The organism is Pseudoalteromonas sp. N1230-9, from assembly GCF_032716425.1.
Taxonomy (GTDB): domain Bacteria; phylum Pseudomonadota; class Gammaproteobacteria; order Enterobacterales; family Alteromonadaceae; genus Pseudoalteromonas.
This window is the reverse complement of the sequence record NZ_CP090419.1, coordinates 2504568-2517527: the sequence shown is the minus strand read 5'-3', so window position 1 is coordinate 2517527 and position 12960 is coordinate 2504568. Positions and strand designations below refer to the sequence as shown.

General features: G+C 39.7%; 11 protein-coding genes. 6 read left to right on the top strand and 5 right to left on the bottom strand.

The features are described 5' to 3' along the window. Positions 1 to 94 precede the first annotated feature (94 nt). From LY624_RS11720 to LY624_RS11700, 5 genes are all read left to right on the top strand, one after another. Positions 95 to 3271: an HD domain-containing phosphohydrolase gene (locus tag LY624_RS11720; RefSeq protein ID WP_341803045.1), complete on the top strand. Its 3177-nt coding sequence runs from the start codon at positions 95 to 97 to the stop codon at positions 3269 to 3271. 87 nt (positions 3272 to 3358) lie between these two features. Next, positions 3359 to 3928, top strand: a complete 570-nt coding sequence (locus LY624_RS11715; RefSeq protein WP_341803044.1) for an elongation factor P hydroxylase — start codon at positions 3359 to 3361, stop codon at positions 3926 to 3928. Further along, positions 3918 to 5060, top strand: a complete 1143-nt coding sequence (locus LY624_RS11710) for an ATP-NAD kinase family protein (RefSeq protein WP_341803043.1) — start codon at positions 3918 to 3920, stop codon at positions 5058 to 5060. The genes LY624_RS11715 and LY624_RS11710 overlap by 11 nt, the downstream gene beginning before the upstream one ends. 2 nt (positions 5061 to 5062) lie before the next feature. Next, entirely contained in the window at positions 5063 to 5338 is a 276-nt protein-coding gene (locus LY624_RS11705) for a YfcL family protein (RefSeq protein ID WP_062569812.1), read from the top strand. Between the two features lie 149 nt (positions 5339 to 5487). Next, entirely contained in the window at positions 5488 to 7047 is a 1560-nt protein-coding gene (locus LY624_RS11700) for an AbgT family transporter (protein WP_130150544.1), read from the top strand. 55 nt (positions 7048 to 7102) lie between these two features. On the opposite strand, the gene LY624_RS11695 is transcribed toward LY624_RS11700, so the two are convergent. The 4 genes from LY624_RS11695 to LY624_RS11680 all read right to left on the bottom strand — a co-directional run bounded on the left by LY624_RS11695 (position 7103) and on the right by LY624_RS11680 (position 10573). Further along, positions 7103 to 7459, bottom strand: coding sequence for a hypothetical protein (locus LY624_RS11695; protein ID WP_341803042.1), 357 nt, complete (start codon positions 7457 to 7459; stop codon positions 7103 to 7105). A gap of 263 nt (positions 7460 to 7722) precedes the next feature. After that, positions 7723 to 9525: a DEAD/DEAH box helicase gene (locus LY624_RS11690; protein ID WP_130150546.1), complete on the bottom strand. Its 1803-nt coding sequence runs from the start codon at positions 9523 to 9525 to the stop codon at positions 7723 to 7725. Positions 9526 to 9672: 147 nt separating this feature from the next. Beyond that, complete coding sequence (locus tag LY624_RS11685; RefSeq protein ID WP_062569816.1) at positions 9673 to 9936, bottom strand: GrxA family glutaredoxin; 264 nt, start codon at positions 9934 to 9936, stop codon at positions 9673 to 9675. Between the two features lie 118 nt (positions 9937 to 10054). Continuing rightward, positions 10055 to 10573 (bottom strand): TlpA family protein disulfide reductase, encoded by a 519-nt coding sequence (locus LY624_RS11680; RefSeq protein ID WP_341803041.1) that lies wholly within the window; start codon positions 10571 to 10573, stop codon positions 10055 to 10057. A gap of 268 nt (positions 10574 to 10841) precedes the next feature. On the opposite strand from LY624_RS11680, the gene LY624_RS11675 reads away from it, so the two are divergent. Then, entirely contained in the window at positions 10842 to 11288 is a 447-nt protein-coding gene (locus LY624_RS11675; RefSeq protein ID WP_063706740.1) for an Hsp20 family protein, read from the top strand. A gap of 60 nt (positions 11289 to 11348) precedes the next feature. Here the strand turns inward: LY624_RS11675 and LY624_RS11670 are convergent, their stop codons facing one another. Next, positions 11349 to 12902 carry a cryptochrome/photolyase family protein gene (locus LY624_RS11670; protein WP_341804406.1) on the bottom strand — a complete coding sequence of 518 codons (1554 nt, stop codon included), beginning with the start codon at positions 12900 to 12902 and terminating at the stop codon, positions 11349 to 11351. Between the last annotated feature and the right edge of the window lie 58 nt (positions 12903 to 12960).

Genomic DNA, 12960 nt, shown 5'->3' with positions numbered 1-12960 from the left:
TGTAGCTTTCTATTTGTAATACTTAATCATTGGTGTATAAAAGATATACAAGTTAATAATAATTACGAATTTAGCATAGCAGGGAGTTGCATAGGTGCTGGTAGCTGCTTTTTATAAATTAAAAGAAAAAATCCGTTTCTCTATTCGTTTAACTGTTGTGGCTGTATTTGTGCTTGCAACCTCACTTACAGCAATTATTGCAATCAGTTTGCAATACTATTTCAGCGAAAAAATGGCATTAGAGGCGAGTGTAAAACACTTCAATTTAACCACAGACTCAGTGGCAGGTTATCTCACAAGGATTAATGAAAAGTCCGAAAACACGTTAAGTGTAATGATTCAAAATAGCACCCTTGTTACATCGAATAAAATCGACAAAAGTGAATTACGAAATGTAATGAGTGAAATAATGCAGCTAAATCCTCAATTTTATGCCATGTATGTTGGTTATGAGAATGGAGATTTTTATGAGCTTATTAATTTAGAAAGTAGCAATATCGTTCGTCAGCAGCTTCAAGCGATAGAAGCAGACCGTTGGGTAGTGATACACATTGCAGGGGAGGGAGAGGCGCGAATCCACCAAACTCATTACCTTGATGAACAATTTAATTTGCGTATTTCACAAAGTAAAGCAACTAATTATGACCCCCGTGAACGGATCTGGTTTAAAAACGCGAATTCAACCCATGTCAGTAAAACGAAGCCTTATTTTTTCACACATTTGCAAGCGCCTGGGCAAACCTATTCTATAAAATCAGCGGATCAAAAAAGTGTATTAGCACTTGATGTGAGTTTGTCGAGTATTTCGGAATACTTGGCTCGTCAGCAAAAAAAGATTAGCAACAAGTACTTAACCGAGTTATATATTTACAATAAAGAAGGGGAAATTATAGCCTCTAACCAGCAAAAAAATAACCTTCAGTTACCCACATTAACACAGCTTACGTTAAGCGAATACCAACAAGCTGTGTTGAATAAATACCCCTACCTAACGGTATCAAACGAGACGAATTGGCCACCACTTGATTTTAGTGTTGGAGGGACGCCCAAAGGCTATAGCATTGATTATATTAATGGGATTGCCGAGATGCTGGGCTTAAAAGTCACATATATCAATGGTTACGCATGGTCAGAATTTTTACAGCAATTTGCCAATAATGAGATTGATATTATTCAGCCTATCTTCAAAACACCAATTAATGAACCGCTGGGGTTGATGAGTGAGCCCATAACAACCTTGCCATTTAGTATCATAACTAAAGAGGGGGAGTTGCCCATTTTAACTATGAAACAGTTAGCGGGTATGAAGTTAGCGATAGGTGAAGGGTGGTCGGTGATAGAGGTCATAAAAAAACACTTTCCAGATATTGAAATTATTGAACTTGCAAGCACCAAAGCCGTATTAGATGCAGTTAGCCAAGGGAAGGTTTTTGCAGGGCTCGATAACGAAGCCGTGTTTAAATACACGCAAAAGCAATTTTTTATTAAAGGCATTCAATACAACCAGTTAGATGCTTTTAGCCATGATTTATTACCTGATACATTGCACCTATTATTTCACCCTGAAGATGCCGAGCTTAAAGGTTTAATCGATTTGGCAATTAAACGGTTACCTACTGAGTACTTAACAGCTTTACAAAATAAGTGGTTGTCAAATGAGTTGCACGTTACTTCAAAGGTTGTAGGAACAGTACCTTACCCAGAGCTTTTGACGCTACTTGAGCAAAGTGATCAGTTTTCCAAACTGAGGCTTATGATATTAAATGGCATTGAAAAATATGTTTATATAACCCCTTTATCTGCCAATAACGAAAATGGTGACTTTTTGGCAATTGCGGTACCTAAGGAGGGAGTGCTTAGTTCTACACATGAGAAAATTAAGCTTTCTACTTTAATTACAGCCGCTTGTTTAATTATGGTGCTACCTGTTTCGTGGTTTTTTGCTTCACCGATTGTCGGGCCAATTAAAACACTAGAAGGTGAAAACTTAAAAATAAAAAAACGCCAGTTTGATCAAGTCTCTACTTTAAAAAGTAACATTAAAGAAATTCATAATTTGGCGTCTTCGATGGTCGAAATGAGCCAATCAATTCAACAACATGAACAAAATCAAAAAGCGTTAATGGAATCATTTATCGAGTTAATAGCGCAAGCTATCGACGATAAGTCCCCGTATACCGCCGGTCACTGTGAGCGGGTTCCTGAGCTTGGAATCATGCTTGCGAAGGCTGCGTCAAGTTCAAATGAGCAAGCATTTAAAGACTTTGAATTTAAAAACGATGATGAGTTTAGAGAATTTAGTCTAGCAGCTTGGCTTCATGACTGCGGAAAAATTACCACGCCAGAGCATATTGTCGATAAAGGAACAAAGCTAGAAACTATCTATAACCGGATTCATGAAATAAGAACCCGTTTTGAAGTGTTATGGCGAGATGCCGAAATTGACTATTTACAAGCTGTATGCCAAGCGCCAGAAAAAGAAGGGGGTTTAAAGTTACAACTCAAAGAGAAGCAGTCTCAGTTACGAAAAGATTTTTCATTCATAGCATCCTGTAATGTAGGTGGTGAGTTTATGGATGAAGCGAGCCTTGAGCGGTTGGAGAAGTTAAGCAATATCACATGGCAGCGGTATTTTGATGACAAAATAGGGTTGTCACCGGTGGAGGAGATTCGTCATAGTAATGCTGATGAACAACTCCCTGCAACAGAGAAACTATTAAGTGATAAAGCAGAGCACCTAATACCCCATGATAAGCCAATAGAATACGATGAGCGCTTAGGTATTAAAGTGACGATTCCTGAATACAAATACAACCTAGGTGAATTGTATAATTTAAAAATTACACGTGGCACGCTAACAACAGAAGACCGCTTTAAAATTAATGAACATATTATAAGTACCATCCGAATGCTTGATAATGTACCGTTTCCCGATGAGCTGGCTAGAGTACCTCGTTACGCATCAACTCACCATGAGACATTAATTGGCACAGGGTATCCGCGTAAATTAACTGCTGATAACTTATCTATTCCAGAGCGTGTGTTGGTTCTTGCTGATATTTTTGAAGCGCTTACAGCCGCAGATCGGCCTTATAAAAAAGCCAAACCTTTGAGTGTTGCAATTGATATATTGGCGAAAATGGTGGATGAGCAACATGTAGATCGTGATGTTTTCACACTGTTTTTACGCTCCGGAATTTACTTGAGCTATGCAAAACGGTACTTGAACCCTGCACAAATTGATGAGGTCGATCTAACAAAGTACCTATAGCTTTTACTTTGAACCTAAAAGTCCGTACAATTCGGCTCGTTTTTAGCGCGTTATTTTAACCCTTTTGACGAGACGAATTCAGCCTGTATGCACCATATTGCCGATTTAATCGCTATTTTTGAAAACACCTTTTATCAAAGCTATAACACGCGTTTGATAAAGGGCGAAGATGAACCTATTTACCTGCCTGCTGATCAGCAAACACCTTATCACCAAATCGTGTTTGCTCATGGTTTTTATGCTAGTGCCTTACACGAAATAGCCCATTGGCTGGTGGCCGGTGAAGCTCGACGATTAAAAGAGGATTATGGTTATTGGTATTGCCCTGACGGTCGTGATAAACAGCAGCAAGCTGAATTTGAAGCGGTTGAAGTAAAACCTCAAGCTATTGAATGGGCGCTAAGTGTGGCTGCGGGGTTTGATTTTAATGTCTCTGTTGATAATTTAAATGGTGAGCAAACCTGCCGATTTGATTTTCAAGCGCGGGTTCACCAGCAAGTGTTAAGCTTTTTAGCATCTGGCTTTAATCAACGCACGACAGCGCTACTCAAAGCATTGAGTGATTTTTATAAAACCCCATGGTCATTAACGGCTGCACAGTTTACGTGGCAGCATGATTTTCATGGCAACCAAGGAGCTTTATCTAATGCAGTTTAAATTGGGTTTGATTGTTAACCCTGTTGCCGGCTTAGGGGGCAGTGTGGCACTGAAGGGCAGTGATGGGGCAGATACGGCAGCAAAAGCGATACAACTCGGTGCAGAGCCCAAAGCTAATTTACGCACCCGTGCAGCCCTTGAAGTTCTTCTAACTCATCAAGATGCACTCACTATTTACACTGTAAACGGTGAAATGGGCGAGCAAACGGCAAGTCAGCTAGGCTTTAACACTCAAGTGGTTTATCAAACAAAAGATATCACAACACCTGATGATACTGAGCAGGCAGCCAAGTTATTAGTTGAGCAAGGTGTCGACCTTATTTTATTCGCAGGGGGCGATGGTACGGCCCGCAATATTTGTCATGCGGTTGGCGATAGCACGCCTGTGTTAGGTATTCCAGCTGGCTGTAAAATCCATTCTGGGGTTTATGCTATTACCCCCAAAGCTGCGGGGCGCGTTGTTGAGATGCTAGTAAAAGGTGAGCTCGTTAGCCTTGGCGATGCTGATGTAATGGATATTGATGAAGACGCATTTCGTGAAGGCACGGTAAAAGCTAAGCGCTATGGTGAAATGCAAGTACCTAGTGAAGTGCGTTATGTACAAGCGGTTAAAAATGGCGGCAAAGAAACTGATGAATTAGTACTTGCTGATATAGCTGCTTATGTTGTTAGTGAAATGGATGAAGACTGCTTATATGTGATGGGCAGTGGTTCAACCGTGGCTGCAATAATGGAAGAGATGGGTCTTGAAAATACTTTATTAGGTGTTGACTTAGTGGCAGATCAAGAACTTGTTGCTAAGGACTTAACTGCGCAGCAATTACTTGAGCTTACACAAGGTAAAGAAACCAAGTTGGTGATCACCTTAATTGGTGGACAAGGGCATATTTTTGGCCGTGGCAACCAACAACTAAGCCCTGCACTTATTCGTGCGATTGGTCGCGACAATATTATTGTGGTGGCGACAAAAACTAAATTACAGGCCTTAAATGGCCGACCACTGATTGCCGATACAGGTGATAGTGAATTAGATGATGAACTAAGTGGTTATATTCGTGTAACCACAGGGTTCAATGACCATATTATGTATGCAGTGGGTCATCAAGATGGGCTGCACCCAGAGGAGAAATAACAATGAGTTTAGTAAGTTATATTGATGCAGCGCAGCAATATTTTGATGATTTGGTTGATAAAGCAACCGACGATGAGCTATTTGCTGGTGGTTATTTACGTGGCCATTTTGATTTAGCCGTTGGTTATGCCCAAGTTGAAGAGCTTAATCTGACGACTGAAGAACTAAATAGCCAAGTAGAGTCAAGCCTCGTAAAGGCGTATCGCAATGGTGAGCTTAATGAAGACGATAAAGCATTAGTGGTTCGCCTTTGGGATGAAGTAAAGTCATTGGCTTAGTAAGTGTCTATCAAAAGAATATGAGCGGCTTTTTTGCCGCTTTTTCATATAATCTGTTTACCTAATAAGGGTAATTTTATTAACTTAAAATTTACCTTGTTGTAGAGATACGATAAGGTTAGCAAGACGTTTTTCTAGGGAATAAAAAAATGAATAACAATAATAATGTGCAGGCACAAAGTGGTGCAATCGCACGTTTTTTAAATACAATAGAAAGGGTTGGGAACAAACTTCCTGATCCAGCCATAATCTTCTTAGTGGCTATGCTGCTTATTTGGTTATTGTCATGGCTGTTTTCAGGCATGACATTTGACGCTATTGACCCACGTACTGGTGAAGCTATCGTTGTACATAATCTTTTAGCGGGTGACTCCCTTGCCACCTTCTTATCTTCGATGGTGAAAACCTTCACTGGCTTTGCGCCGCTAGGTGTAGTGCTGGTTGCTATGTTAGGTGTTGGTGTTGCTGAGCACTCAGGCTTTATCAATACCGGCCTTAAATTAATGTTAAAAGTAACGCCTAAGCAGCTTTTAACCCCGTCTATTATTTTAGTGGCGATTGTTAGCCATACCGCAACTGATGCCGGTTATGTGTTAGTGATTCCGCTCGCTGGGGTTATTTTTTATGCGATGGGGCGTCACCCGCTAGCAGGTATTGCTGCCGCGTTTGCTGGGGTAAGTGGTGGCTTTAGTGCGAACTTTATTCCATCAGGCATTGATCCGTTACTGCAAAGCTTTACGCAAAGTGCGGCGCAAATTATTAACCCTGATATGGCGATTAACCCACTTAATAACTGGTTTTTCACCTCAGCTTCAAGCTTATTTATTATCTTACTAGGTTGGTACATCACAGATAAAATCATTGAACCGCGTTTGCAAAATACCCCACTTGATGGTGACACTGAAGACTTACCAGCGTTTGATGAAGCACGTAGCGATGAAAAACGTGCGTTTTATATTGCAAGCTCTGTAATGATTGCAGGTCTTGCTTTACTTTGGTTTGTATCTGCCCCTGCTGATTCTGCTCTACGTAGCCCAGATGGTTCATTAACTAACTTCCGCTCGCCTTTAATGCAATCTATTGTACCGCTCATCTTCTTATTGTTCTGGATCCCAGGTGCAGTATATGGCTTTGTGGTTGGTACGTTTAAAAGCTCAAAAGATATGATAGATGCGATGAGTAAGGCTATGGGTGGTATGGCTTACTATATTGTTATGGCATTTTTCTGTGCGCTATTTATTGCGGCATTTAGTAAATCAAACTTAGGTGCATTACTTGCTATTGAAGGGGCGCAATTACTTAAAGCGATGGCATTACCTAGCTCTGTCACCGTGATTGGTATTATCTTTTTAACAGCATTTGTAAACTTGTTCGTAGGTTCTAGTTCTGCAAAGTGGGCGTTATTAGGGCCAATCTTTGTACCTATGCTGATGCAGTTAGGAATTTCCCCTGATCTTTCACAAGCGGCTTATAGGGTAGGTGACTCAAGTTCTAATATCATCACCCCACTGATGCCTTACTTCCCACTGGTGGTGGTTTACTGCCAAAAGTATGTTAAGGATACTGGTATCGGTACACTCATTGCTATGATGCTGCCTTATTCAATTGCATTCTTAATCGGTTGGAGCATCTTCTTACTGGCGTATTGGGGCTTAGGCATCCCACTTGGCTTACAGTCGAGTTATGTATACCCAGCAATGGGATCGTAGCAAAGCTAAAGTGCCCTTACTATTTCTGTAAGGGCTTTTCAAGTTTGCTTTAACTCTAAAGGTTATTATTTCTTTCTGACGTACACTCGTTAACAGCGAAGTCAAATTCCATAGAATAAGAAGGTGATGATATATCTAAGCCACTGACCTTTGTCATAATACAAGCTCCAGTATTGAACCCCCCAGGACCTGATGAACATTTTGCTGCAGGAAGAAGATCTTCATAGAAGTTAGTTTTAAGGCCAATTCTAACTGAATTATTAATTACGCAGCCTAAAGTCCAATAACCTACAATTGTGTTTTTACTAGCCGAATCATAATAAATTCTCTCAATAGTTGTTGGGTATGCTGCATTTACGGTTGAAGAGAATAGAGCTGTAAAAACTGAAGTTACAAATATTTTTTTTAACATGATGTTTTCTCCTTTTTTTTAACATCGGTACAACGTTATATTCCACGTCCTTGTTAGTCAATAGTTTATATTGTTAATATTTTGTTTATTTAGATTTAATTTTTATTAAAGTTAAAATGAAATTTATAATGTAATAGAGTAGCTATTGTAAGATTATTTGGTAGGATTATATAAAAATAGCTGTTGCGATGTGATTTTATAGTTGGCACAAAAAAACCTTGTCACTTTCATGACAAGGTTTTTACTTAAAGCTTACTGCTCTATTAGTTAGATGTGAAGCTCACTGGACGGCGCTCTTTACGTGGGCCGCCGCGTTTTTCACCACGATCTTTGTCTTTGAAGCTGCGCTTTTTGTCGCCACGATCACCGCTTGGGCGTTCAGAGCGAGGAGCCGCAGGACCTTGGTCTTGCGTTAGCGTCATATTCATAGGACGTTTACAGATAAATACCTTTTGGAAGTGATCAAGCACATCTTTTGGCATGTTCTGTGGTAATTGAACAGTACTGTGACTGTCGTGTAAGCGGATATCACCAATGAATTTACTTGAAATATCAGCTTCGTTAGCAATCGCGCCTACAATGTTCTTAACTTGTACACCGTGCTCACGACCTACTTCGATACGGTAAGTATCCATAGGACCCATGTTACGGCTATTACGCTCACGCGGCTCACGAGGTTTACGCTCACGCCCTTGACGATCACCACGTTCATTGCGACGACGCTCGTTACGTTCACCACGCGGTTGAACTTTAACTTCTTCAACTTTGATTGGTGACTGTTGCTGTGCTAAACAAAGTAATGCACCTGCTAAGTCTTCAAAGCTTAGCTCAAGTTTTTCTGCCATATTAGCGGCAACTTGATTAAAGAAAGTGATGTCTTTGTTTTCAAGCGCAATAGTGAGTTTGTCTTGTAGCGCTTTAATACGCTTTTCTTCAACTACTTTTGCTGTTGGTAAATCAACTTGTGCAATTTCAGACTTCGTATGGCGAATGATATTTTTAAGTAAATAACGCTCGTTATGTTTTACGAAAAGAATTGCTTTACCTGTACGACCCGCACGACCAGTACGACCAATACGGTGAACGTAGGCTTCTGAGTCTTGTGGAATATCATAGTTGATTACTAAGCTTAAACGGTCTACATCAAGACCACGTGCTGCAACGTCTGTTGCAATAACAATATCCACTAGACCGTTTTTCAAGCGGTCTACTGTGCGTTCACGTGCTTGTTGGTTCATGTCACCATTAAGTGGTGCCGCAGAGAAACCTTCGCGCTCAAGTAATTCAGCTAATTGTACAGTGTCGTTACGTGTACGTACGAAAACAATTGCACCATCGTATTGTTCAGCTTCTAAAAAGCGAACGATAGCTTTGTTTTTATGTACGTGCGCATTCCAAAATACTTGCTCAACCGTTGATACAGTCGAGTTACGTGCAGAAATATGAACTTGCTCAGGCTCATTCATATATTTGCTGCTGATATTTTGGATTTGCTTAGGCATGGTTGCAGAGAAAAGGCATGTTTGCTTTTCACGCGGTGTTTTTTCCATGATGTTCTCAACATCATCGATAAAGCCCATGCGTAACATTTCGTCTGCTTCATCAAGAACAAGGGCTTGTAAGCTCTCAAACTTGATTGTACCACGGTTAATATGGTCGATTAAGCGACCTGGCGTTGCAACAATAATTTGCGCGCCACGACGAAGTGCACTTAACTGGATGCTGTAGCTTTGGCCACCATAAAGGGCTAAAACTTCAACACCACGAGTATGCTTAGCATATTGTTCGAATGCCTCAGCTACTTGGATCGCAAGTTCACGCGTAGGCGTTAAAACAAGGATCTGTGGCTGTTTCACAGACGGGTCAATATTATTTAGTAACGGCAGAGCAAATGCTGCTGTTTTACCTGTACCCGTTTGCGCTAGTCCCAGTACGTCCTTTCTTTCTAGCAATAACGGTATACATTGAGCTTGGATTTCAGATGGAGTCTTGTAACCCAACTCTTCAACTGCTTTAAGGATTGCAGGAGAAAGATTTAGAGATTCAAACGTGACTGGTTCTGACATTAATACGCCTCAACGAATTTAAAGAGGCGCGCATTGTATAGGAAATACAAGGCAATTGCTTGTATAAATTACAACTAATTTGTATGTGGTTGATGTTGGTCATAATTTAATCAGTTTAAATTTACCAAAATCAACCACGTTTACAATTTATTGATATAACCCTAAATTTTCTTTAGCGTACGCTTCGAATTCAGTGAAGCCACCAATGTGGGCTTGGTCAATAAAAATCTGTGGTACAGTTGGGCAAGGTTTGCCTGCAGACTGTTCTAAATCAGCTTTACTGATGCCTTCTTTAATGATGTCGATATAACGGTATTTAAAATCGTCACGCTCATTTGCTAGTTTCTCAGCAACGTCTTTAGCACGGACGCAAAAAGGGCAGCCTTCACGGCCAAAAATTACAGTTAACATATCGCTCTCCTCGATGTGAATGTGTTTGTCTGGTTATCATCTTAACGAATTAGATGAATAAAAACAGTGCATAAAATCGATTGTACTGTTCTGTTTTTTCTCTTTATAAATAATTTAACTACTCAAGTGTTCGCAAGCGTAAGCCTAGTTCGGTTGAGTAACCCATAGAACGTCCTGTAATGGTCAGTTGCTCATCAATCACATAATAGGTGGGGTAAGCAGACACTTTATAATCTTTACCTGTGTTTCGACTGCCCAGTAGTACCGGCATGGTTAACTGTAATGAGTCAGTAAACTGCTTTATTTCATCAATATTTTGATAATCAAGAGCGATCGCTATCGCATTTAGCTTACCTTGTTGATGGGCTGTTTCTAAATTTGGCATGCTGTAGCGACAAATTGAGCACCAAGGGGCAAAAAAGTACACCACGGTTTGTTTACCTTGTAACTGTGCAATACTGATGCGCTCAGTTGGGTCTTCGAGTGTGGCTAAATTAAAATAAGGTGCGGGTGTTTTATCTGTTGAGAGTAAGTTACGTTGCTGAAATGTCGTCACAACATAAAAAACGACAGCCATCAACACAGCAGTTTTCATCACACTGATAAATTTTTTTAAAAAAGTAGGATTTTTTTTCATTCTCACCTTGTACGTTCTTAGCCTTTTAAAATCAACCTATTCGGACCAATTTTAGGCTTTTTAAATTTCACTTTTTAGAAAAAACACTAATTTTTTTACTAAAAAATCTTGAAAAGAATTTACCCGCCCATAAATAGTTTAGTGAGGACGCCTGATGGGTCCTAAACCAACTAAAGTAATTGAAATTTATAATGTTAATTTAACTTTGTTAGCGTTTGTTCAAACGAAGAACACTAACAAAATATCGCTTAAATATGAGGATATAATTATGCGTACAGTAGACTTATCACCACTTTATCGTTCATTCATCGGCTTCGATCATTTAGCATCATTAATGGATGCGGCAGCACGTACCGACAAGCAGCCAAGTTTTCCTCCGTACAATATCGAAGCACTCGATAAAGACAAATATCGTATCACTATGGCTGTAGCCGGTTTTAGTGACAGTGAATTGACCATTGAGTCAGAAAACAACACCCTAAAAGTCAGCGGCACTAAAGCTGATAAACAAGATAATGCAGAGCGTAAATTCATTCATCAAGGCATAGCAGAGCGTAACTTTGAGCGTAAATTCCAATTAGGTGACCACGTCAAAGTGCTGGGTGCAGACCTTGAAAATGGTTTACTCAGTATCGATTTACAACGTGAAATCCCTGAAGCCTTAAAACCACGTAAAATCGAAATCGGTAATGGTAAATTACTCGAGAACAAGTAATACCGACCAGTATTGTTTCCCTAGTTAGTTTTGCCGCCTCATTTGAGGCGGCTTTTTTTGTTATAGTTTTTCTAAATTATCTAAGCACCACTTAGCACGTTTTAACGTTGCTTGCTTAAGTGACTCATCTTGTTTATACCAATTGTTGTAAATCATTCCAATACGAGGGTTTTGCGATAGCTGTTGTTCGTGCTCTAACATAAAGTGCCAATATAAACTGTTAAATGGACATGCGTCATCAGTTTCTTTTTCTTTAACGTTGTAGCTACAATGCTTGCAGTAATCACTCATTTTATTGATGTAATTACCACTGGCAGCATAGGGTTTAGTGGCGATTAATCCTCCATCTGCGAACTGACTCATGCCACGCGTGTTCGGCATTTCCACCCATTCGATAGCATCGATATAAATCCCTAAATACCAAGCATCGACCTCATTTGGATCAATCGCAGTTAGCAAGCAAAAGTTACCGGTGATCATTAAACGTTGAATGTGATGTGCATAGGCCGTTTGCAAACTTTGTGTAATGGCATGGTGCATACAATTCATGTTCATTTTGCCGTGCCAAAAATAGTCGGGTAGGGTACGTTTCGCATTCAAGGTATTTTTACTCGCGTAATCAGGCATATTTTGCCAATAAATACCGCGAACATATTCACGCCAACCAAGAATCTGCCTGATAAAACCTTCTACTTGTGCAATATCGATGTGTTGTTTTTTAAAGCTACTTAATACTTGCTCAATGACCTGCATCGGGTGCAGCATTTTGGTATTAAGCGCGAATGATAAACGGCTGTGATACAAAGACCATTGATAGTCTGATTGACATGTCATGGCGTCTTGAAACTGGCCAAAGTGAACAAGTAAGTGTTTACAGAAAAAATCGAGTAATTGTTTTGCTTCCGAGCGCGTAGTTGGCCAGATTAGGGTTTCGTTACACTCTCCAAAAGTATTTATTTTATGTTTTTCGATACGCTTTAGAATATCACTCACATCATGGCTAAAGCACAAAGGTTCAGGTATATCTTTAAGATCGCTTTGTTTTAACTTATTTCTGTTTAGCTGATCAAAATTCCATTGCCCATCAAGCGGTTCATTATTCTTATCCATTAAAATGTTAAAGCGCTTACGCATGGCTCGATAGAAAAACTCCATTTTTACATGTTTATCTTTTTTGAAATATTGAGGTATTTCATTAAACGGTAGCAAAAAGTGTTCTGTATCGTACGCATTTACCTTAAGTGAGGTTTGTTTTGTATAATCGAGTAGTTGCTGTTTTAGTCGATATTCATCAGGAAATTGATACTCAATAGTTTGGCAATGATATTGTTTAGCCAAATTAGTCAACAGGGTAGGTAGCGAAGAACTGTCAGAGGTTTCATCAAGGGTAAGATGAAGTACATTAAATCCTGCTTTTTTTAATGCACAAGCAAAGTTTTCCATAGCAGCAAAAAAAGCCGCAATCTTTTGTAGGTGATGTTTTACATAGTCGGTTTCTTGTTTTAGTTCGGCCAATACATACAACACATCTTGCTGATCGTCTTCTTTAAACCAACTATGACTGGCGTTAAGTTGGTCGCCAAAAATAAACCGTAAAGTTGAGTATTGCACTATAGTAAACCTAACTGACTTGTGACTAAATAAAGCGATACGAAGTAAATGCAGATATAGA

What these genes read in the sequence shown, in the direction of transcription:
- LY624_RS11715 (WP_341803044.1), top strand. Translation starts at nt 3,359, where the DNA reads ATGCACCATATTGCCGATTTAATCGCTATTTTTGAAAACACCTTTTAT.
- LY624_RS11710 (WP_341803043.1), top strand. Translation starts at nt 3,918, where the DNA reads ATGCAGTTTAAATTGGGTTTGATTGTTAACCCTGTTGCCGGCTTAGGG.
- LY624_RS11705 (WP_062569812.1), top strand. Translation starts at nt 5,063, where the DNA reads ATGAGTTTAGTAAGTTATATTGATGCAGCGCAGCAATATTTTGATGAT.
- LY624_RS11700 (WP_130150544.1), top strand. Translation starts at nt 5,488, where the DNA reads ATGAATAACAATAATAATGTGCAGGCACAAAGTGGTGCAATCGCACGT.
- LY624_RS11695 (WP_341803042.1), bottom strand. Translation starts at nt 7,459, where the DNA reads ATGTTAAAAAAAATATTTGTAACTTCAGTTTTTACAGCTCTATTCTCT.
- LY624_RS11690 (WP_130150546.1), bottom strand. Translation starts at nt 9,525, where the DNA reads ATGTCAGAACCAGTCACGTTTGAATCTCTAAATCTTTCTCCTGCAATC.
- LY624_RS11685 (WP_062569816.1), bottom strand. Translation starts at nt 9,936, where the DNA reads ATGTTAACTGTAATTTTTGGCCGTGAAGGCTGCCCTTTTTGCGTCCGT.
- LY624_RS11680 (WP_341803041.1), bottom strand. Translation starts at nt 10,573, where the DNA reads ATGAAAAAAAATCCTACTTTTTTAAAAAAATTTATCAGTGTGATGAAA.
- LY624_RS11675 (WP_063706740.1), top strand. Translation starts at nt 10,842, where the DNA reads ATGCGTACAGTAGACTTATCACCACTTTATCGTTCATTCATCGGCTTC.